The sequence below is a fragment of the Streptomyces sp. NPDC088246 genome, assembly GCF_044741025.1.
In the GTDB taxonomy this organism is placed as follows: domain Bacteria; phylum Actinomycetota; class Actinomycetes; order Streptomycetales; family Streptomycetaceae; genus Streptomyces.
Genome location: NZ_JBIURV010000036.1, coordinates 1 through 18,663, shown reverse-complemented (window position 1 = coordinate 18,663; position 18,663 = coordinate 1). Strand labels below are relative to the sequence as shown.

Below are 18,663 nucleotides of genomic sequence, written 5' to 3'. Positions count from 1 at the left end.
CTTGCGGAACGATCACCGGGATCCGTACACCCGCTCCAGCACTTCCGCCACCCCGTCGCCCTCGTTCGACGACGTCACCTCGTCCGCCGCGGCCCGGAGGTCCGGATGGGCGTTGGCCATGGCGACGCCGTAACCGGCCGCGCGGAACATCGGCAGGTCGTTGGGCATGTCTCCGAAGGCGATCGTGGTGCCCGCGTCCACGCCCAGGAACTCGGCCGCCAGCGCGAGCCCGCTGCCCTTGTCGACACCGTACGGCTGCAGTTCGACGGTGCCGGGGCCGGAGAGCGTGACGGAGGCGAGATCGCCGACCGCCGTACGGGCCGCCTCGGCCAGCGCGTCGTCCGTGAGCTCCGGGTGCCGGATGAGGACCTTGATGACGGGTGCGGACCACAACTCGTGCCGATGACACGTCCGTTGGGCGGGAAGCGTGGGGTGGGGCATCCGATATCCCGGCTCGATCAGTGTCCGGCCCTCGGTCCCGTCCTGGTCCACGGCCGCGTGGACCGGTCCCACCTGGGCCTCGATCTTGCCGAGCGCGGTGTCGGCCGCCTCCCGGTCCAGGGGGAGCGTGCGTACCATCCGCCCGGACCCGGCGTCGTACAGCTGAGTCCCCTGCCCGCAGACCACCGGCCCCCGGTAGCCCAGCCCGTCGAGCAGCCCCCTTATGCCTGGCACGGGCCGCCCGGTGACCACGAGATGCCGCGCCCCGGCCCGTACGGCCAGGGCGAGCGCGGCGCGGGTGCGGGGGCTCACGGTGTCGTCGCGGCGCAGCAGGGTGCCGTCCAGGTCCGTGGCGACGAGGGCATATGCGGGCGGGATGGGCATGGATCAAGCCTAAGGTCCGCCCGGGTGCGCGCACTTCGGCGTTGACAGGCGATGGCCGGCTGCGTGTAATGAGACCGGTGTCGCGTGACGCCGGCCAAAGAGCAGTGGGCCGGCCGGTGGTCGGGCGAACACCCTTCATCCGAGGGGTCCGTGATGAGTTCATACTCCGCGCCCTGTACATGACGTAGCGCAGCAGCCGCACGCCATCATCTGCCGTTCGCGCGTCCCGGCGCCGTCATGTGCGCCGCCCCGACGCCAAGTCCTGTGATCGCGCACCGTGGGTGCCGCCGGGCCGAGTCCGGCGGTCGGCCGTGCGGTGGCTCCGTTCCGTGCGCAGCACGATCAGTCGTTCCCGCAGTCACTGCGGGCTTCATCCGCATCTTCCGGAGACACAGAACCGTATGCCCACATCCTTCAATCAATCAGTCATCGAGGAGTTCCGCGCCAATGGAGGGAAGGTCGGTGGCCCCTTCGAGGGCGGCGATCTGCTCCTGCTGACGACCACCGGCGCGAGGTCGGGGAAGGAGACCACCACTCCTCTCGGCTATGTCCGCCACGGCGACTCGCTGCTGATCGTCGGCTCCAACCTCGGTGCCCCGACCCACCCCGACTGGTACCACAACCTGCTCGCCCACCCCGTGGTACGGGTGGAGGTCGGCACCCGTACCTTCCAGGCCCTCGCGGTTCCCGCCGAGGGAGCGCGGCGCGAGGAACTGTTCGCACACGCCGTGGAAGCGGCGCCCGGATACGGCGACTACCAGGCCAGGACCACCCGGTCCCTGCCGGTCGTGGTGCTGGAGCGCGCCGAGCCCGACGGCTGGGAGGGCCCCCGCGAGGTCAACAGCCTTGCCGACAAGGTCATGGAGGTCCACACCTGGCTGCGGGGCCAGTTGCGCCAGGTGAAGGCGGAGGCCGATGCCCACTTCATCGCACGGGCGGCCCACCGGGGCCCCGGTGAACCGCCGGCCCCGAGCCTGGGGCTCCGGATCAGGCAGCGCTGCCTGGCGTTCTGCCAGGCCCTGGAGTTCCACCACGCCGGCGAGGACGCGCATCTGTTCCCCGGAATCGCCCGCCACCACCCGCACTTGACCGACACCTTCGCCCGGCTCGCCGACGAACACCGCACGGTCGCACGCATCCAGGGCGAGTTGGCAGCCCTGCTGGCGGGCATCGGCATCACCGAACCCGAGCGCTTCCACTCCGAGCTGGCCCGGATGTCGACGGAGCTGAACGCGCACCTCGACTACGAGGAGGAGCAGATCCTTCCCCTGCTGGCCGATGTCCCATGGCCGCCGGTTCCTCCGGTTCCTCCGGTTCCTCCGGCTCCTCGCGAGTAGGAATCGAGGATCTCCCCACGCCCTCCGTGCCGGCGTGGCGATCTCCGGACTCGGCGGGCGGCGGTCGGCGCGGGAGCCACGCCGCACAGCCGCCCGCCGTGCCCGGCCTCCCGCGCCCGGCACGGGAGCGGTCCCGGTGCCCGGCAGCAATGAAGAACCCCGCACCGGCAGTACCGCCCGAGGCTATTGCACGCAGAACTCATTGCCCTCGGGATCGGCGAGGACGGTCCACGTGCCGCCCGGTTCCTCGACCCTGCGGAGCACCCTCGCGCCCAGCCCCTCCAGCCGTGTCACTTCTGCCTCGCGTCGCTCCGGGCCCGCGTGCACGTCGAGGTGGAGCCGGTTCTTCACGGTCTTGGCCTCCGGTACGCGCTGGAACAGCAGCCGTCGCCCGAGGCCGATTCCGCTCTCCTTCTCGTACGGATCGTCAGGGTGACGGACCGCCACGAGGTCGCGCCAGGCGCGGCGGCCGTCGACCAGGACCGTCGCCTCCTCCGGCGCCGCGCCGAGGCCGAGAACCCGCTCGACCAGTGCGCTGTTGTCCTCGACCAGGTAGCCGAGGGCCTCGCCCCAGAAGGCGGCCTGGGCGTGCGGGTCGGCCGAGTCGATGACGAGCTTCCAGTTCAGGGTCATGGGTACCGTTTATAGTGGTTACATGACCGACTCGGCAATGGGCGCACCGGGGCTGACTCTCCGCCCACGGGCAGGCCGTCCCTATCGCTTCGATCCGGGCGCCCTGTGCCTGGAGTTGCTGCCCACCGGCGGGTATGCGCGGTACGCGGCGTACGAGGTGCTGCACACCCCCGCCGACCTGGTGCGATGGGCGGGCGAGAGCCGGCTGCCGGACGGCCTGTCCCTTTCGGTGAGTACGGAGGAGCTGCGGCGGGCCCACGAGTTGCGCGCCGCCCTCTGGAACCTGGCCGTCGCTCGCGCACACGGCCGCCCCTTCGACCCGGCGGACCTCACCACGGTGAACGCTGCGGCGGCCGAGCCCCCGCTCGTCCCTCGTGTCGCCGTGGACTCCGGCACCCTCGCCTGGGGCCCGGATGCCACGGGAACGGCCCTTCTGTCGACCGTCGCCCGCGATGCGGTGGAGCTGTTCACCGGCCCGTACGCCGACCGCATCCGTGAATGCGGCTCCGACAACTGCAAGTTGCTCTTCGTCGACACCTCACGGCCGGGCAGGCGGCGGTGGTGTGCGATGGAGCGCTGCGGAAACCTCCACAAGGTACGGGCCCACCGCGCCCGGCATGCCACGGCCGACAACTGAGGACTCATGCCGACACCTCGGCTGTCCCGCGGCCGCCCATGGCGGTCGCGGACCATACGGGACCATGCGTCAGGCGTCACGCCGGCGCAGGACCAGGTAGCCGCCTGTCAGAGCGGCGGCAGTCCAGGCCAGCAGGATGACGAGAGCCGTCCCGGAACCGTAGTCGGGGCCGAATCGTCCGTCGCCGGGCGGTCCGGCAATGCGCATCAGTTCCAGGCCGGCCTGGTCGGGCAGGTACTGCAGGACGGGCTTCAGGACGGGGACGTTGCCGAGTCCTTGGGCGCCGAGGAACAGCATCGGGAGCAGGACGCCCAGCGAGATTGCCGAGCTGCGCACGATGGTCGCGATTCCCATGGAGAAGGTGCAGATCAACGTCAGGTAGGCAATGGCGCCGACAAGGGCGGTCGGGATCCCGTCCGCAGTGAGCGTGGTGCCGTACGGGCCGAGGGCCGCCTGCGCCCCGGCGAACGTGACGATGACGGTGACCGTCGAGCCGGCGAGGGCAGCCAGCGTCCCGACCAGCACCTTGCCGCCGTAGAGCAGACCACGCCGGGGCACCGCGGACAGCGACGCCCGGATCGATCCGGATGAGTACTCGGAGCCGACGAGCAGGACGCCGAACACAACCAGGGCGAGCTGTCCGAGGGTCACGCTGTACAGGCCGGCAACCAGTGGATCGAAGTTGACGACGTGCTCGATGTTGCTGCGCCAGTTGAGCGCGATGAGGGTGCCGAGGCCGGTGCTGAGCGCGAAGGCCAGCGGCAGGGTGAGGCTGGTCGAGCGTACGGTCCACGCCTTGGTCCATTCGGAGGCGAGAACCGCTCGGGGCGAATTGCTGGTCATCGGGGTGTTCCTCCCGGCAGTTCTGCCCGGTATTCGACCGTGTCGGCGGTCAGCCGCATGAACGCCTCTTCGAGAGACGCGGTACTCCGCGTCACCTCGTGCACCGTCACCGCGTGCGCTGCGACAAGTTCGCCGATCCGCTCCGCGGCGGCGGCCACATTCAGGCTGCCGTCGGCGCAGTCGGTGACCGTGATTCCTGCGCCGGCCAGCACTTCGCGCAGCCGCTGCGGTTCAGGCGTGCGCACCTGCACGCCCGCGTCCGTGTGCCTGTCGATGAATGCGGTCATGCTGGTGTCCGCGAGGAGCCGACCGCGGCCGATGACGATGAGGTGGTCCACGGTGAGCGCCGCCTCGCTCATCAGGTGGCTGGACACCAGGACGGTGCGCCCTTGTGCCGCCAGGTCCCGCATGAGCTGCCGGATCCACAGGACGCCTTCCGGGTCGAGCCCGTTGACAGGCTCGTCGAGCACCAGGACGGCGGGGTCGCCGAGCAACGCCGCGGCGATTCCCAGCCGCTGACTCATACCCAGCGAGAACGTCCTCGCCCGACGGCGCGCGGCGCTTCGCAGGCCGGCCAGCTCGACCACCTCATGGACGCGACGCGGCGGGATCCCGTTGCTGCGGGCCAGACACCGCAGATGGTTCAGCGCGGTTCGGCCAGGGTGCACCGCCTTGGCGTCGAGCAGCGCACCCACCGTACGCAGCGGGTCGTGAAGCCGCTGGTACGGTGCGCCGTCGATGCGTACCTCGCCGGTCGTCGGCCGGTCCAGGCCCAGCATCATGCGCATCGTGGTGGACTTCCCGGCGCCGTTGGGGCCCAGGAATCCGGTCACCCGGCCGGGCCGTACCTGGAAGGTGAGCCCCTCCACAGCGGTGGTTCTCCCGTAGCGCTTGGTCAGGTCGGTTACTTCGATCATGCCGGTGATGGTCCGCGACGCGAGGCGCCCGCCGCATCCGGCTCGGGGCTGACTGTCCTTCCTCCACCCGCGGGTGGAGGCTGACCGTCACGCGCGGCCGCGCATCCGACTGCAGGAGGAGCGGCTGCGACAACCCCTGGACGGAAGTGGAGCGCCGTACGCCTGGATAGGGTCGAGCGGTGCAAGCAGGTACTGCGGTGGACCCCGACCATCCGATCCTGGCCCGGCGGCTGAGCCGACGCCAACTCATTGCCCTGGACTGCGTGTTCGTGCTCGTCTACGCGGTCGCGCTGCTGTTGACCGGGCCGACGGCCATCTCGTCGTCGTCCGCGCCGCCGCCCCCGGCCCCGGTGCCGTGGGAGCGGCTCGCGCTCATAGCCGCGGCCACCGCGCCTGTCGCCGTACGGCGGATCTGGCCGTTGCCCGTGTTCGTTGTCGTGCTGGCGGTGACCGTCGTGGCCGTCGTACGGGACGCGGCGTGGGACCCGTTCCTGTCGGCGGCGTTCGCTATCTACACCGTCGCTGTCATGATGCCGTTGCGCCGTTGGTGGCAACGATGGCTGCCCGGCCTGACGATCGCCGTGCTGACCGCGGCCGGCGCTGTCGGAGTGGCGCGTGCCGGCGAAGCGTACTGGTGGCGCGACGGCCCGGGTCTGCTGTTGCTCGGCTTTGCCGCACTGCTCGGTGCCTGGGAGCTGGGGCGCGCCGCGCGGCAGAGGCGCGCATTCGCCGTCCGGGCGGCCGAGCAGCTCGCGCAGCGGGCCGTCACGGAGGAACGCCTGCGGATCGCCCGCGAACTGCATGACGTCGTCACGCACAGCATGGGCCTGATCGCGGTCAAAGCCGGCGTTGCCAACCACGTGCTGCATATCAGGCCGCAAGAGGCGTACGACGCACTGCAGGTCATCGAGCGCACGAGCCGCATCGCGCTGAACGACATGCGCCGGATGCTCGGTGTGCTGCGCACCTCCGAAGACGAGCGGCAGGCGGCGGCTCTTGGCCCGGTTCCCAGCGCCGTTGCTCTCCCCGAGCTCGTCGGGCAGGCCGGCGCGCAGCTGACCATGCGCGGTGTCGAAAGCCTGCCCGGCGGAGTCGCGCTGGCCGTCTACCGGATCGTGCAGGAGGCGCTCACCAACGTTGCCAAGCATGCCGGCCCGGCAACCCGCTGCCGGGTGGTGGTCGATGCGAACGGCCACGACGTCCGGCTCGCCGTCATCGACGATGGAGGTGACCGGGCGACCCTCGCGACGACACCCGGCGGTCATGGCATCGTCGGCATGCGCGAACGCGTCGCCGTGTACGGCGGCACTTTCACCGCCGGACCGCGTCCGGAGGGAGGCTTCGCGGTGCACGTGTCCCTGCCGTACCAGGAGGACGAATGATCCGGCCCGCCGATCCGCCCGGTAACCCGGTCCGGGTCCTGATCGCGGACGACCAGGCGCTGCTGCGCGGCAGTCTGCGAGTTCTCGTCGATGCCGAGCCCGGCCTGGTGACCACGTCGGAGGCGGCGACCGGGACGGAGGCGGTGCGGTTTGCCGAGCAGGATCAGCCGGACGTGGTCCTGATGGACGTGCGGATGCCCGGGATGGATGGCATCGAGGCGACCCGGCGGATCTGCGGCTCTCCCGGGACCGCGAACGTCAAAGTGCTGATCCTGACGATGTTCGACCTGGACGAGTACGTCTACGCCGCGCTGCGAGCCGGCGCCAGCGGCTTCCTGCTCAAGGACACGCCGCCCGGCGAGCTGCTCGCGGCGATACGGGTCATCGCCGCCGGCGAGGCGCTGCTGGCACCGGCCGTGACGCGACGCCTGATCGCGGAGTTCGTCCGCCGCCCGGAGCCCTCGCGACCGCTGCGTCGCACCCTGGACGGCGTGACCGAGCGCGAACGCGAAGTCCTCACCCTCATCGCCTGCGGTCTGTCCAACACCGAGATCGCCGAACGGCTGTATCTCGGCATTGCCACCGTGAAGACCCACGTCAGCCACCTGCTCACCAAGCTCGCTTGCCGCGATCGCGCCCAACTGGTGATCGTCGCGTACGAGAGCGGCCTGGTCACGGTGGCACGACCACCGCTCGGTTCCTGAGGGGGTGGCCCGGGGCCCCCGTCGCAGTGCGGACGGGGGCCCCGGGCCAGGCGAAGTGCTGACGCCTCGCCATGTTCCGCCACGCCCCGGCACCATCACGCAACCGCCGGGCGCAGCCGGGTAAGGGGTCCCCCACCGCTACGCCGTCATGCTGCGTACTTGGGCTTGATCGTGAGGCCGTGGACGACAGTGCCGGGGAAGCGTTTCTCCAGGTACTCCTCGATGGCGTGGACGCGGTACGTGGCGATCGTGCGATCGGTGCGGCGGACGTCGGCCGTCGCACCGGAGCGCAGGGAATCGAGGCCGGACGGGTGGACCTGCTCCACGCTGTCGTCCGTGTGCGTGGTGGGCGAGGTTCCGCAGACGAGGAAGGACAGCGTGGACAGGGCCGCGGTGGCGGTGCGCAGGAGCACGCGGGAGTTCCCGGACGTGCGCGTAAATCGGCTCATAACATGTCAGGAAAATATGAGCATGCGGTAGTTCCGGGATTGCTCGCCGTGACGCGCTCAAAGCCGCCTGAATGCCGTACCGCTCAGGTGGTCCAGGTAGTCCATGACAGCCCGGCCGTCGTCGGCCGGCGCGATCAGCCCCACGTGGTTGTCCGGGCGGACCAGGACGAGGGTGTCGGCGCCCGTTTCGATGCCGTACGCCGAGCGGGCGTGGCCTGCGTCGTCGGTCAGGCCGTGCCGTGCCTCCGCGTCCACCCCGTACGCCCGCACCGCGTCGCCGTACGTCGTTTCCGTCGCCCGCAGCGCGTCCGTCGTGGCCGGGCCGAAGCCCAGCAGGGTGAAGTGCGGTCCGGCGAACGCCTCGAACAGCCGGGCCGGTGCGCCCGTCCCGGCGTCGCGGCAGGGGGCGTCCGGGGCGCGGTCGCCCGCTCGCAGGCGGGCGGTGGAGCCTGCGGGGGAGAGGGAGCTCCAGCGGTAGCCCAGGCCGAGGCCCGTGGTCTCCCCGGTGAACGCCGAGTCCAGGCCGCCGCCCGGCTGCCTGATCGCATCGAGGGTGACCCGCAGTCGCTCGGAGCTGATGTCCAGCGCCCAGGAGGCCACGGGCAGCCGCTCCTCCTCGTACGTGTCCAGCAGGCCGGGAGCGGCCTGGCCGGTGACGACCCGGGCGAGCTTCCAGCCCAGGTTGAACGCGTCCTGGATCCCGGTGTTCATGCCCAGTCCGCCCGCGATGGAGTGCACATGCGCGGCGTCCCCGGCCAGCAGTACGCGACCCACCCGGTAGCGGTCGGCCATGCGCTCGTTGACCCGGTACGTGGACAGCAGGGTGGCCTGCGTCAGGCGGGCGCCCGGCAGTCCGGTGTGCTTGGCGAAGAGCCGCCGGAAGCTCTCCAGCGAGGGCGGTACGGGGGCGCCCGCCCGGTCCCGCTCCGGCCCCGCCTGGAACCACCAGCCCGAGCGCGTACCCGGGATCGGGCACAGCATCACGGCGCCGTCCTCGTCGAACCACTGGTGCCAGTAGCCGCGGTCGGGGCCGTCCGCCTCCACGTCCCCGCAGACCATCATCTGTTCCTCGGTCGTTTTCCCCTCGAAGCGGACGCCGAGCAGCTTGCGCACCGGGCTGTGGCCGCCGTCGCAGCCCACCACGTACCGCGCCTCGATGCTCCGGCCGTCTGCGAGCCCGACGGTCACCGAGTCGGAGCCCGCCGTCAACCGATCGGCTTCCGCGTCGAGTTCGACGTGCACTCCGTACTCCGCCAGGCGGTCCCGCAGGATCTCCTCCAGCCGCCACTGGGCGATCAGCCACCCCCGGTCGTACGGGGTGTCCGGAGTCGGGTGCGACGCCCCGAACGGGTCGGTGTCGGCGATCGGCAGCCCGTTCCGGTATTTGCGCATGGGCAGTGGCGCCGAGCCCGCGGCCAGGACCCTGTCCACCACGCCGAGGTCCTCCAGGACCTCCAGGGAGCGGGGGTTGGGGCCCTTGGCCCGTGAACTGCGCGGAAACTCCGGGGACTTGTCGATGATCCGTACGTCGATGGAGCGCCGGGCCAGATCGCAGGCCAGGGTCAGACCGGTCGGCCCCGAGCCGACGATCAGTACGTGGGTGGTGGGCGCGGATGCGGGCATGGAGGCTCCTCGGTTACGGGTCCGTGGACCCCCAGAGAAACGCAACCAAGTCAAAAAAGCAACTCAGTAACTAAAATTGTGCGTCCGCGGCCTCGCGGGCGTCGTAGGCGGCGCGCGCCATCGCGATCTCGCCCCGGTGCTCCTGTGTCCAGGTGACGAGCGCCCGGATCGTGGTGTGCAGCGTGCCTCCGAGCGGTGTCAGCTCGTACTCCACGCGCGGCGGCACCACGGTGTGGACCGTCCGCTCGACCGGTCCGTCGCGCTCCAGCTGGCGCAGGGTGACCGTCAGCATCCGCCGGCTGATGCCGTCGATCTCGCGACGGGCTGGGTGAAGCGGAGCCTGCGCCTGGAGTACGCGGCGACCGACGGCGTACCGGACCGGGAACAGGGCCTGGCGGGCGGGCTGCTGCACACCTCGACCCGGTTCGGCTCGGCGGTCGGGATCTCGGCGGTGACGGCGGTGTACGGGATCGCGTCGGCGGGTACGGACGGCTCGCCCGGAGCCTCCCTGGCGGCCTGTCGGGCGGCGCTCGTCGTCTTGGTGGTGATGGTGGCGGCGGGGGCGCTGGTCACTTCGCTGGGGTTGCGGCGGAGGAGGACGAAGCGGAATCCCCGGCCGTCGGTGTCTGCTGCGCCGCCAGCCGGGCCGCACGAGTCTGCGCCTGCGCCCTCGTCCGCCGCGCCGTCCGGAACGCGTCCCAGGTCAGCAGGGTGAGCGCCAGCCACACCAGGGCGAACCCGGCCCACCGCTCCGGCGGCATCTCCTCGTGGAAGTACAGGATGCCGAGGATGAACTGGAAGACCGGCGCCAGATACTGCAGCAGGCCCAGCGTGGAGAGCGGTACGCGGATGGCCGCCGCTCCGAAAAGGACGAGCGGCGTGGCTGTGACGACACCCGTCGCGGCCAGCAGCGCCGAATGACCGAGGCCCTCGGAGGTGAACGTCGCATCGCCCTGCGCGCCCAGCCACAGCAGATAGCCGAGCGCGGGCACGAACAGTACGGCGGTCTCGGCGGTGAGCGACTCCAGGCCGCCCATGTTGACCTTCTTCTTCACCAGGCCGTATGTCGCGAAGGAGAACGCCAGTGTCAACGAGATCCACGGCGGCCGTCCGTACCCGATCGCCAGCACGAGCACCGCCGCGACACCGGTGCCGACCGCCACCCACTGCGCGGGGCGCAGCCGTTCGCCGAGGAGCAGAACGCCCATGGCGATGGTGACCAGCGGATTGATGAAGTAGCCGAGCGAGGCCTCGACGACATGGCCGTTGTTCACGGACCAGATGTACAGACCCCAGTTGACCGTGATCACGGCCGCGGCGACCGATATCAGGCCGAGCTTCTTCGGCTGCCGTACCAGCTCACCGATCCAGGACCAGCGGCGCAGCACCAGCAGTGCGATGCCGACGAACCCGAGGGACCAGACCATGCGATGGGCGAGGATCTCGATCGCGCCGGCGGGCTTCAGCAGCGGCCAGAACAGCGGGACGACGCCCCACAGGCCGTAGGCGCCGATACCGGACAGCAGCCCGGCCCGTTGTTCATTTGTTCCCTTCACGGGCCCTCCCGGCACGTCTGTGTCAACTGCTCCGCCGACTGCACGACGGTAGCGCCGGGAGGGCCCCATGTCATAGCCGTATCGCCATACGGTCATGACATGGGGCCCGTGAGGTGCGGGGGAGCGAAGTTGCGTCGCGTCCGCCGTGTCGGTGACGGGGCGGAGTTACGCCGTGGCCACCGTCGCGGCCACCGTCTCGGCGAGCGGCGTCGTCGGCCGGCCGATCAGCCGGGCCAGGTCACCGCTCGTACCGGCGAGCAGTCCGCGCTCGATCGCGGCGTCGACGTCGACGAGGATCGCCGCGAACCCCTCGGGCAGACCGGCGCCGACCAGGATCTCCTGGTGCACGGCGGCCGGGACGTTCTTGTGCACGATCTCCTTGCCGGTGGCCTTGGCGACCTCCGCCGCGTAGTCCGCGAACGACCAGGCGACATCGCCGCTCAGCTCGTAGACCGCGCCGATGTGACCCTCACCGGTCAGCACGGCGGCCGCCGCGGCGGCGTAGTCGGCGCGGGTGGCGGAGGCGACCCGTCCGTCGCCCGCGTTGGCGACGACGGCGCCGTGCTCCAGGACGGGGGCGAGGTTGGCGGTGTAGTTCTCGGTGTACCAGCCGTTGCGCAGGAAGGTGTGCGGCAGCCCGGAGTCGAGGATCAGCTGCTCGGTGACCTTGTGCTCGTCGGCCAGCTTGAAGTCGGCGTCGGGGCCGCCCAGCACGCCGGTGTACGCGAGCTGCGCCACGCCCGCCGCCTTGGCCGCGTCGATGACGGCGGTGTGCTGCGGTACGCGCTTGCCGACCTCGCTGCCGGAGATGAGCAGGACGCGGTCACCGGCCCGGAAGACGTCCTTGAGGGACTCCGGACGGTCGTAGTCGGCGACGCGGAGCTCGACGCCGCGGGCGGCGAGCGGGGCGGCCTTCTCCTCGTTGCGGACGACGGCGGCGATCTCGTTCGCGGGCACGGCGGTGAGCAACTGGTCGATGACGAGACGGCCGAGCTCTCCGGTGGCTCCGGTGACAACGATGCTCATGGGGGGTTTCTCCTCTTTGGGGGCACTGGTCCTTGTTTGGGCTCGCAGACTCACTGTACGGGGTGCACTAACCAATCGAAAGTACCCACTTTGAAGTAAGGTACTGGCATGAGCGTGAGTGACCTGAGCAGGAAGCCCGATGTGAACCGGCAGATGTGCCCCTCCCGGCTGGTGCTCGAACATGTCACCAGCCGCTGGGGCGTCCTGGTCCTCGCCGCCCTGCTGGAGCGCTCGTACCGCTTCAGCGAGCTGCGCCGCGAGGTCGGCGGCGTCAGCGAGAAGATGCTGGCCCAGACCCTCCAGACGCTGGAGCGCGACGGCTTCGTGCACCGGGACGCGAAGCCGGTGATCCCGCCGCGGGTGGACTATTCGCTCACCGGGCTGGGCCGGGAGGCCGCCGAGCAGGTATGGGCGCTGGCCCGCTGGACGGAGCGGCGCCTGGACGCCGTGCACGCGGCGCGCGAGACGTATGACGCCGAGAAGAAGGAGCAGGCTCAGTCCGGCTGAGGCGCGCGGCCCTCCTCCAGCGTCCGCAGCGCCCGCGAGACGTCGAACGGCAGGATCGTCACCGCCACGTGCGGCAGTTGCGCCAGCGTCTTCGCCATCTGCTCACCCGTGCCCCGGTGCAGCAGCTTCCCGAGCGCGTTGCTGTACAGCCGCCGGGGTACCAGCACCGTCAGCCAGGTTTCCCCGTCTTCCGTGGTGCGGGACACGAGCTCCTTCATGGCATGGCGCAGCCGCCGGTCCGGGCATGTCACCAGCTCCAGGGACACGGACGTGGCGGCCGTCGCCTCCCACCGGGCGGCCAGCCGTCTGGCGTACGCCTCGTCGATCGCGAAGTGCACCGCCCGGATCTCGTCCGGGCGCAGCTCATGGGCGTACCGCAGGGCCTTCAGCGTCGCCAGGTCGAGCGTCTCGACGAGGACGAAGACCAGATGACGGCGGAACCGCGACCGGTCGGCGCCCGGAGCGTGGATGCTCTGCAGCACGGCGGCCTCGCGCCGGTACTCGCGGTTGATCCGCATCAGCGCCCACACCCCGAGCGGAAAGACCACCACGACCAGCCAGGCGCCTTCGGTGAACTTGGTGACGGCGAAGATCAGCACCACGGCGGCCGAGATGACCGCGGCGGTCCCATTGACCGCGATCTTGAGCCTGCGGTACGGCTCGCGGCGCCGCAGATGGTACGCGGTGAGGCCGGCCCCCGCCATGGTGAAGGCGGTGAAGACGCCGATCGCGTACAGCGCCACCAGCTTGTCCACGCTGGCGCCGGTCACCAGCAGCAGCGCCAGGGAGACGACAGCCAGCGAGATGATGCCGTTGGAGAACGCCAGCCGGTGCCCGCGCCGGGTCAGCACACGGGGCAGGAACCGGTCCTTGGCGACGAAACTCGCGAGGTACGGAAAGCCGGTGAACGGGGTGTTGGCGCCGGTGTAGAGGACCAGCGCGGTCGCCAGCTGCACGAAGACCAGCCCGGCCGTACCGAGCGGCCCGCCGCCGAACGCGAGATGGGCCTCCTGCGCGATGACGGTGGGCGTGCCGTCGGTGTACGGGACGGCATGGGTGAAGTGCGCCAGCGTGGAGACGCCGAGCACGAGGATGCCGAGCACCGTGCTCATGACGATGAGGGTGCGGCGGGCGTTGCGGCCCTGGGGTTCACGGAACGTGGAGATGCCGTTGGAGATCGCTTCGAGCCCGGTGAGGGACGACCCGCCGTTGGCGAACGAGCGCAGCACGATGAAGAGCGAGGCGCCGTAGAGCCAGCCGTTGCCCGGAGTGCCGAGCGGCACGACCCCGGCGGCGTGCAGATCGGCGCGCGGCAGCTCGCCCGTGAGCCCACGCACCGCCGCGACGAGAAGCACGAGGCCGACGGCGGCCATGAAGAGATAGGCGGGCAGCGCGAAGGCCCGGCCCGCCTCGCGGACCCCGCGCAGATTCCCGTACGCGAGCAGCACGATGACGGCGACGGAGACCGGGAGCTGGAGATGGTCCAGGCCGGTGAAGTCGTTGCCGGCCAGGTGGGCGAGCGAGATCAGGGCGTTGGTGCCGGCCGAGACCTGGACGGCGACGGTGACGATGTAGTCGACGAGCAGCGCCACGGCGGCGATCTGCGCGATGTTGGGCCCGAAGTTCTCCCGGGCGACGACGTACGACCCGCCCGCCCGCGTGTAGATCATCACGACATCGCTGTAGCAGAGCGTGAGAAGGAGCAGTACGAGCAGGATCGCGCCGGTCACCGGCATGAGCAGGGTGAACGCGGCGGCGCCGACGACGGGTACGAGGACCCGGAGCATCTCCTCGGAGCCGTACGCGGACGAACTGATGCAGTCGGAGGCGAGCACCCCGAGCGCCGTCCGGTTGTTCAGCTTCTCCTCGCTGATGCGCTCGGTGGTGAGCGCTCTGCCGAGCAGACGCCGCTTGATGCGGTACGCGGGGCGGTCCAGGGCCATGGCCACATGGTGCGCGGTGGCCGGTCGCACGCCTGACCGCAATCGCCGGACGGGCCGAAATTCAGCCCGTCCGGCGAGGGGAAGTACCCCTGAGGGGTGCCGTCGGCCGATGTACCCCTGGGGTATCAGCTAGCCGACGACCGTCCAGTTGTCGTTGCCCGCGAGCAGTGCGGCCAGGTCGCCCTTGCCGTCCCTCTCGACGGCGGTCTCGAGCTGTTCGGCCATCTGCGTGTCGTAGACCGGCCGGTCGACGCTGCGCAGTACCCCGATGGGGGTCTGGTGCAGGGTGTCGGGGTCGGCGAGCCGGGACAGCGCGAAGGCCGTGGTGGGGCTGGCGGCGTGGGCGTCGTGGACGAGGATCTGCGACCGGTTCTCCTCGGTGACCGCGACGACCTTGAGGTCACCCGTGGCCGGGTCGCGCACGACACCCTTGTCGCTGTCCGAGCCGAAGAGGATCGGCTGCCCGTGCTCCAGCCGGATGACCGCGTTCTGCGCCTGGTCCTTGTCCTTGAGGACCTCGAAGGCGCCGTCGTTGAAGATGTTGCAGTTCTGGTAGATCTCCACCAGCGCCGTGCCCGGGTGGTCGGCCGCCGCGCGCAGCACGCTCGTGAGGTGCTTGCGGTCGGAGTCGATCGTACGGGCGACGAAGGACGCCTCTGCGCCGATGGCCAGGGACACCGGGTTGAAGGGGGCGTCGAGCGAGCCCATCGGTGTCGACTTGGTGATCTTGCCGACCTCGGAGGTGGGGGAGTACTGCCCCTTGGTGAGTCCATAGATCCGGTTGTTGAAGAGCAGGATCTTCAGGTTCACATTGCGGCGCAGCGCGTGGATGAGGTGGTTGCCGCCGATGGACAGCGCGTCGCCGTCGCCCGTGACGACCCAGACGGACAGGTCGCGGCGGGAGGAGGCGAGACCGGTGGCGATGGCCGGGGCGCGGCCGTGGATCGAGTGCATCCCGTAGGTGTTCATGTAGTACGGGAAGCGGGAGCTGCAGCCGATGCCGGAGACGAAGACGACGTTCTCCTTCGCCAGTCCGAGCTCGGGCATGAAGCCCTGCACGGCGGCGAGGACCGCGTAGTCACCGCAACCGGGGCACCAGCGCACTTCCTGGTCGGACTTGAAGTCCTTCATGGACTGCTTGGCCTCGGCCTTGGGCACCAGCTGCAGGAGTTCATTGGTGTCAGGCATCGATGGCCTCCTTGAGAGCCGTCGCAAGCTGCTCGGCCTTGAACGGCATACCGTTGACCTGGTTGTAACTGCGCGCGTCCACCAGGTACTTGGCCCGGATGAGCGTGGCCAGCTGGCCGAGGTTCATCTCCGGCACCACCACCTTGTCGTAACGCTTCAGCACCTCGCCGAGATTCCTCGGGAAGGGGTTGACGTTGCGCAGGTGGGCCTGGGCGATGGGCTGTCCGGCGGCGCGCAGCCGGCGGACGGCGGCGGTGATGGGGCCGTAGGTGGAACCCCAGCCGAGCACGAGCGTCCGCGCCTCGCCCGGATCGTCGACTTCGAGGTCGGGGACCTCGATGCCGTCGACCTTGGCCTGACGGGTGCGGACCATGAAGTCGTGGTTCGCGGGGTCGTACGAGATGTTGCCGCTGCCGTCCTGCTTCTCGATGCCGCCGATGCGGTGTTCGAGACCGGGGGTGCCGGGGACGGCCCACGGGCGGGCCAGGGTCTGCGGGTCGCGCTTGTAGGGCCAGAAGACCTCGGTGCCGTCGGCCAGTTCATGGTTCGTACCGGTGGCGAACTGGACGCGCAGATCGGGGAGTTCGTCGATCTCGGGGATCTTCCACGGCTCGGAGCCGTTGGCGAGATAGCCGTCCGAGAGCAGGAACACCGGGGTGCGGTACGTCAGCGCGATCCGGGCGGCGTCGAGCGCGGCGTCGAAGCAGTCCGCCGGGGTCTTCGGGGCCACGATCGGGACCGGGGCCTCGCCGTTGCGCCCGTACATCGCCTGGAGCAGGTCGGCCTGCTCGGTCTTGGTGGGCAGACCGGTGGACGGGCCGCCGCGCTGGATGTCGATGACGATCAGTGGTAGTTCGAGGGAGACGGCGAGCCCGATGGTCTCCGACTTCAGGGCCACCCCGGGCCCGGACGTCGTCGTCACCGCAAGCGATCCGCCGAACGCGGCGCCCAGCGCGGCGCCGATGCCCGCGATCTCGTCCTCGGCCTGGAAGGTGCGTACACCGAAGTTCTTGTGCTTGCTGAGCTCGTGCAGGATGTCGGAGGCCGGGGTGATCGGGTACGAGCCCAGGTAGAGCGGCAGATCCGCCTGCCGGCCGGCGGCGATCAGCCCGTAGGACAGCGCCAGGTTCCCGGAGATGTTGCGGTACGTACCCGGCGGGAAGGTCTGCGAGGCGGGTGCCACCTCGTAGCTGACCGCGAAGTCCTCCGTCGTCTCCCCGAAGTTCCACCCGGCGCGGAACGCGGTCACGTTCGCCTCGGCGATCTGCGGCTTCTTCGCGAACTTGGCGCGAAGGAACGCCTCGGTTCCCTCGGTCGGCCGGTGGTACATCCAGGAGAGCAGCCCGAGCGCGAACATGTTCTTCGAGCGCTCGGCCTCCTTGCGGGAGAGCCCGAACTCCTTCAGCGCCTCGATCGTGAGGGTGGTCAGCGGCACCGGGTGGACGTTGTACGCCTCCAGCGAGCCGTCCTCCAGGGGACTGGTCTCGTAGCCGACCTTCGCCATCGGGCGTTTGGTGAACTCATCGGTGTTGACGATGATTTCGGCGCCGCGCGGCACATCGCCGATGTTGGCCTTGAGCGCGGCCGGGTTCATCGCGACCAGGACGTTCGGCGCGTCGCCCGGCGTCAGGATGTCGTGGTCGGCGAAATGCAGCTGGAACGACGAAACCCCCGGCAGGGTGCCTGCGGGGGCGCGGATCTCGGCGGGGAAGTTCGGCAGCGTGGAGAGATCGTTCCCGAAGGACGCGGTCTCCGAGGTGAACCGGTCACCGGTGAGCTGCATACCGTCTCCGGAGTCACCCGCGAAGCGGATGATCACCCGGTCCAGGCGGCGGATCTCCTTCTCGCCGGCGCCCGCGTGATCGGGATGGGGGGCACGCGGCCCCCCGACGAGCGCCTCGCTGGCCTCATCGGCCTGTTCGGCTGGGCTACTGACCTGGCTGGTCACTGAACTGGACCTCCCTCGGGGCGGCGGCTCGGGACCCGCCGGCCCGCCGGCGGTCCCAAGGCCCACCCTACGTCGGTAAGGGTCGCCTTCCCTGAACCGGTCATATGGTGGACGTCGTTTTGAGACGCGATTTGATACCGCTTTGTCATGTTTCGCAAGCCCCTCAGCCGTTCGGTGAAGACGCTGTGCACTCATTCTTTGGTTCTAGGACCCCGATCGGCCCTGCCCGGGGTGCGGGTCACCGCGACGGCCGCCTCCGGCCCCCCGCGGTGACCTTCACCAAGCATCTGACAGGGTGTCAGCTCATCAGGAGTTCAGGTAGGTCAGCACCGCGAGCACCCGGCGGTGATCCCCGTCACTGGGGGACAGGCCCAGCTTCAGGAAGATATTGCTGACGTGCTTCTCCACGGCCCCGTCGCTCACCACCAGCTGCCTGGCCACCGCGGAGTTCGTCCGGCCCTCCGCCATCAGGCCGAGCACCTCGCGCTCGCGCGGCGTCAGCCCGGCCAGGACGTCCTGTTTACGGCTTCGCCCCAGCAGCTGCGCCACCACTTCCGGGTCCAGTGCCGTCCCGCCCTGCGCCACCCGGACCACCGCGTCCACGAACTCCCGGACCTCGGCGACCCGGTCCTTCAGCAGATACCCCACGCCTCGGCTGGATCCGGCCAGCAGCTCGGTCGCGTACTGCTCCTCGACGTACTGCGAAAGGACCAGTACCCCGATCCCGGGATAGTCCTTGCGCAGCTGCACCGCCGCCCGCACGCCCTCGTCGGTGTGGGTGGGCGGCATCCGCACATCGGCGACCACCACATCGGGCAGCGCATTCTGTCCGGCGAGGTCGTGCACCGTCTTGATCAGCGCCTCTGCGTCCCCCACCCCGGCGACGACGTCATGCCCGAGATCGGTCAGCAGCCGGGTGAGCCCCTCCCGAAGCAGTACCGAATCCTCGGCGATGACTACTCGCACCCTGTCCTCCACCATGACGCTGTATCCCCCACTGCTCGCTGGTCCCGCCTGTATGACGTCCAGCATCCCAGTATCGGCAGTGCCGTGTCCCCGGCCCGCGGGGGGGGGGGGGGGGCCGGCCCGCCGGCCGGGCGGGGGGGGCGGCGCGCGGCCACCACCGCCCCACAAACACAAAAAAG

Annotated in this window: 17 protein-coding genes and 1 pseudogene; 5 read left to right on the top strand and 13 right to left on the bottom strand. The window is 70.2% G+C overall.

The features are described 5' to 3' along the window. Window positions 1-12: 12 nt before the first annotated feature. A complete protein-coding gene (locus ACIPEK_RS34935; RefSeq protein WP_402004603.1) occupies window positions 13-825 on the bottom strand; it encodes an HAD family hydrolase in 813 nt (270 codons plus the stop codon). Between the two features lie 401 nt (window positions 826-1,226). Between ACIPEK_RS34935 and ACIPEK_RS34930 the strand changes: the two genes are divergently transcribed. Continuing rightward, window positions 1,227-2,162, top strand: coding sequence for a nitroreductase/quinone reductase family protein (locus ACIPEK_RS34930; RefSeq protein WP_402004600.1), 936 nt, complete (start codon window positions 1,227-1,229; stop codon window positions 2,160-2,162). Between the two features lie 183 nt (window positions 2,163-2,345). On the opposite strand, the gene ACIPEK_RS34925 is transcribed toward ACIPEK_RS34930, so the two are convergent. After that, a complete protein-coding gene (locus ACIPEK_RS34925) occupies window positions 2,346-2,795 on the bottom strand; it encodes a VOC family protein (protein ID WP_402004597.1) in 450 nt (149 codons plus the stop codon). A gap of 22 nt (window positions 2,796-2,817) precedes the next feature. Here ACIPEK_RS34925 and ACIPEK_RS34920 point away from each other — a divergent pair, with 22 nt between their 5' ends. Further along, window positions 2,818-3,432, top strand: coding sequence for a CGNR zinc finger domain-containing protein (locus tag ACIPEK_RS34920; RefSeq protein ID WP_402004594.1), 615 nt, complete (start codon window positions 2,818-2,820; stop codon window positions 3,430-3,432). Between the two features lie 69 nt (window positions 3,433-3,501). On the opposite strand, the gene ACIPEK_RS34915 is transcribed toward ACIPEK_RS34920, so the two are convergent. Together ACIPEK_RS34915 and ACIPEK_RS34910 are read right to left on the bottom strand one after the other, a co-directional pair. Further along, the gene (locus tag ACIPEK_RS34915; protein WP_402004592.1) at window positions 3,502-4,275 is read right to left on the bottom strand and encodes an ABC transporter permease subunit; all 774 of its coding nucleotides are present in this window, start codon (window positions 4,273-4,275) and stop codon (window positions 3,502-3,504) included. After that, on the bottom strand, window positions 4,272-5,192 hold the full coding sequence (locus tag ACIPEK_RS34910; protein WP_402004589.1) for an ABC transporter ATP-binding protein: 921 nt from the start codon (window positions 5,190-5,192) through the stop codon (window positions 4,272-4,274). The genes ACIPEK_RS34915 and ACIPEK_RS34910 overlap by 4 nt, the downstream gene beginning before the upstream one ends. Before the next feature lie 179 nt (window positions 5,193-5,371). Between ACIPEK_RS34910 and ACIPEK_RS34905 the strand changes: the two genes are divergently transcribed. Then, window positions 5,372-6,574, top strand: coding sequence for a sensor histidine kinase (locus ACIPEK_RS34905; protein ID WP_402004586.1), 1,203 nt, complete (start codon window positions 5,372-5,374; stop codon window positions 6,572-6,574). Continuing rightward, window positions 6,571-7,278, top strand: coding sequence for a response regulator (locus tag ACIPEK_RS34900; protein WP_402004583.1), 708 nt, complete (start codon window positions 6,571-6,573; stop codon window positions 7,276-7,278). The genes ACIPEK_RS34905 and ACIPEK_RS34900 overlap by 4 nt, the downstream gene beginning before the upstream one ends. A 146-nt stretch (window positions 7,279-7,424) precedes the next feature. On the opposite strand, the gene ACIPEK_RS34895 is transcribed toward ACIPEK_RS34900, so the two are convergent. From ACIPEK_RS34895 to ACIPEK_RS34875, 5 genes and pseudogenes are all read right to left on the bottom strand, one after another. Beyond that, on the bottom strand, window positions 7,425-7,691 hold the full coding sequence (locus ACIPEK_RS34895) for a hypothetical protein (protein WP_402004580.1): 267 nt from the start codon (window positions 7,689-7,691) through the stop codon (window positions 7,425-7,427). A gap of 93 nt (window positions 7,692-7,784) precedes the next feature. Further along, the gene (locus ACIPEK_RS34890; RefSeq protein WP_402004577.1) at window positions 7,785-9,350 is read right to left on the bottom strand and encodes an FAD-dependent monooxygenase; all 1,566 of its coding nucleotides are present in this window, start codon (window positions 9,348-9,350) and stop codon (window positions 7,785-7,787) included. A gap of 70 nt (window positions 9,351-9,420) precedes the next feature. Next, window positions 9,421-9,701: pseudogene (locus ACIPEK_RS34885) on the bottom strand (winged helix-turn-helix transcriptional regulator); the annotation flags it as partial. Between the two features lie 218 nt (window positions 9,702-9,919). Beyond that, the gene (rarD, locus tag ACIPEK_RS34880; protein ID WP_402004574.1) at window positions 9,920-10,906 is read right to left on the bottom strand and encodes an EamA family transporter RarD; all 987 of its coding nucleotides are present in this window, start codon (window positions 10,904-10,906) and stop codon (window positions 9,920-9,922) included. Between the two features lie 165 nt (window positions 10,907-11,071). Further along, window positions 11,072-11,932, bottom strand: coding sequence for an SDR family oxidoreductase (locus ACIPEK_RS34875; protein WP_402004571.1), 861 nt, complete (start codon window positions 11,930-11,932; stop codon window positions 11,072-11,074). Between the two features lie 108 nt (window positions 11,933-12,040). Here ACIPEK_RS34875 and ACIPEK_RS34870 point away from each other — a divergent pair, with 108 nt between their 5' ends. Further along, a complete protein-coding gene (locus ACIPEK_RS34870) occupies window positions 12,041-12,439 on the top strand; it encodes a winged helix-turn-helix transcriptional regulator (RefSeq protein WP_383073538.1) in 399 nt (132 codons plus the stop codon). Here ACIPEK_RS34870 and ACIPEK_RS34865 read toward each other — a convergent pair. From ACIPEK_RS34865 to ACIPEK_RS34850, 4 genes are all read right to left on the bottom strand, one after another. Beyond that, entirely contained in the window at window positions 12,427-14,382 is a 1,956-nt protein-coding gene (locus ACIPEK_RS34865) for an APC family permease (RefSeq protein WP_383073540.1), read from the bottom strand. The two genes, ACIPEK_RS34870 and ACIPEK_RS34865, sit on opposite strands and share 13 nt — an antisense overlap. Window positions 14,383-14,511: 129 nt before the next feature. Continuing rightward, window positions 14,512-15,570: a 2-oxoacid:ferredoxin oxidoreductase subunit beta gene (locus tag ACIPEK_RS34860; protein WP_351263972.1), complete on the bottom strand. Its 1,059-nt coding sequence runs from the start codon at window positions 15,568-15,570 to the stop codon at window positions 14,512-14,514. Continuing rightward, window positions 15,563-17,518 carry a 2-oxoacid:acceptor oxidoreductase subunit alpha gene (locus ACIPEK_RS34855; protein ID WP_402004567.1) on the bottom strand — a complete coding sequence of 652 codons (1,956 nt, stop codon included), beginning with the start codon at window positions 17,516-17,518 and terminating at the stop codon, window positions 15,563-15,565. The genes ACIPEK_RS34860 and ACIPEK_RS34855 overlap by 8 nt, the downstream gene beginning before the upstream one ends. A gap of 306 nt (window positions 17,519-17,824) precedes the next feature. Beyond that, entirely contained in the window at window positions 17,825-18,496 is a 672-nt protein-coding gene (locus tag ACIPEK_RS34850) for a LuxR C-terminal-related transcriptional regulator (RefSeq protein WP_402004681.1), read from the bottom strand. Between the last annotated feature and the right edge of the window lie 167 nt (window positions 18,497-18,663).

Bases quoted from the DNA above. Each gene is read 5' to 3' on its own strand.
- ACIPEK_RS34935 (WP_402004603.1), bottom strand. From the start codon at position 825: ATGCCCATCCCGCCCGCATATGCCCTCGTCGCCACGGACCTGGACGGC.
- ACIPEK_RS34930 (WP_402004600.1), top strand. From the start codon at position 1,227: ATGCCCACATCCTTCAATCAATCAGTCATCGAGGAGTTCCGCGCCAAT.
- ACIPEK_RS34925 (WP_402004597.1), bottom strand. From the start codon at position 2,795: ATGACCCTGAACTGGAAGCTCGTCATCGACTCGGCCGACCCGCACGCC.
- ACIPEK_RS34920 (WP_402004594.1), top strand. From the start codon at position 2,818: ATGACCGACTCGGCAATGGGCGCACCGGGGCTGACTCTCCGCCCACGG.
- ACIPEK_RS34915 (WP_402004592.1), bottom strand. From the start codon at position 4,275: ATGACCAGCAATTCGCCCCGAGCGGTTCTCGCCTCCGAATGGACCAAG.
- ACIPEK_RS34910 (WP_402004589.1), bottom strand. From the start codon at position 5,192: ATGATCGAAGTAACCGACCTGACCAAGCGCTACGGGAGAACCACCGCT.
- ACIPEK_RS34900 (WP_402004583.1), top strand. From the start codon at position 6,571: ATGATCCGGCCCGCCGATCCGCCCGGTAACCCGGTCCGGGTCCTGATC.
- ACIPEK_RS34890 (WP_402004577.1), bottom strand. From the start codon at position 9,350: ATGCCCGCATCCGCGCCCACCACCCACGTACTGATCGTCGGCTCGGGG.
- ACIPEK_RS34875 (WP_402004571.1), bottom strand. From the start codon at position 11,932: ATGAGCATCGTTGTCACCGGAGCCACCGGAGAGCTCGGCCGTCTCGTC.
- ACIPEK_RS34870 (WP_383073538.1), top strand. From the start codon at position 12,041: ATGAGCGTGAGTGACCTGAGCAGGAAGCCCGATGTGAACCGGCAGATG.
- ACIPEK_RS34865 (WP_383073540.1), bottom strand. From the start codon at position 14,382: ATGGCCCTGGACCGCCCCGCGTACCGCATCAAGCGGCGTCTGCTCGGC.
- ACIPEK_RS34860 (WP_351263972.1), bottom strand. From the start codon at position 15,570: ATGCCTGACACCAATGAACTCCTGCAGCTGGTGCCCAAGGCCGAGGCC.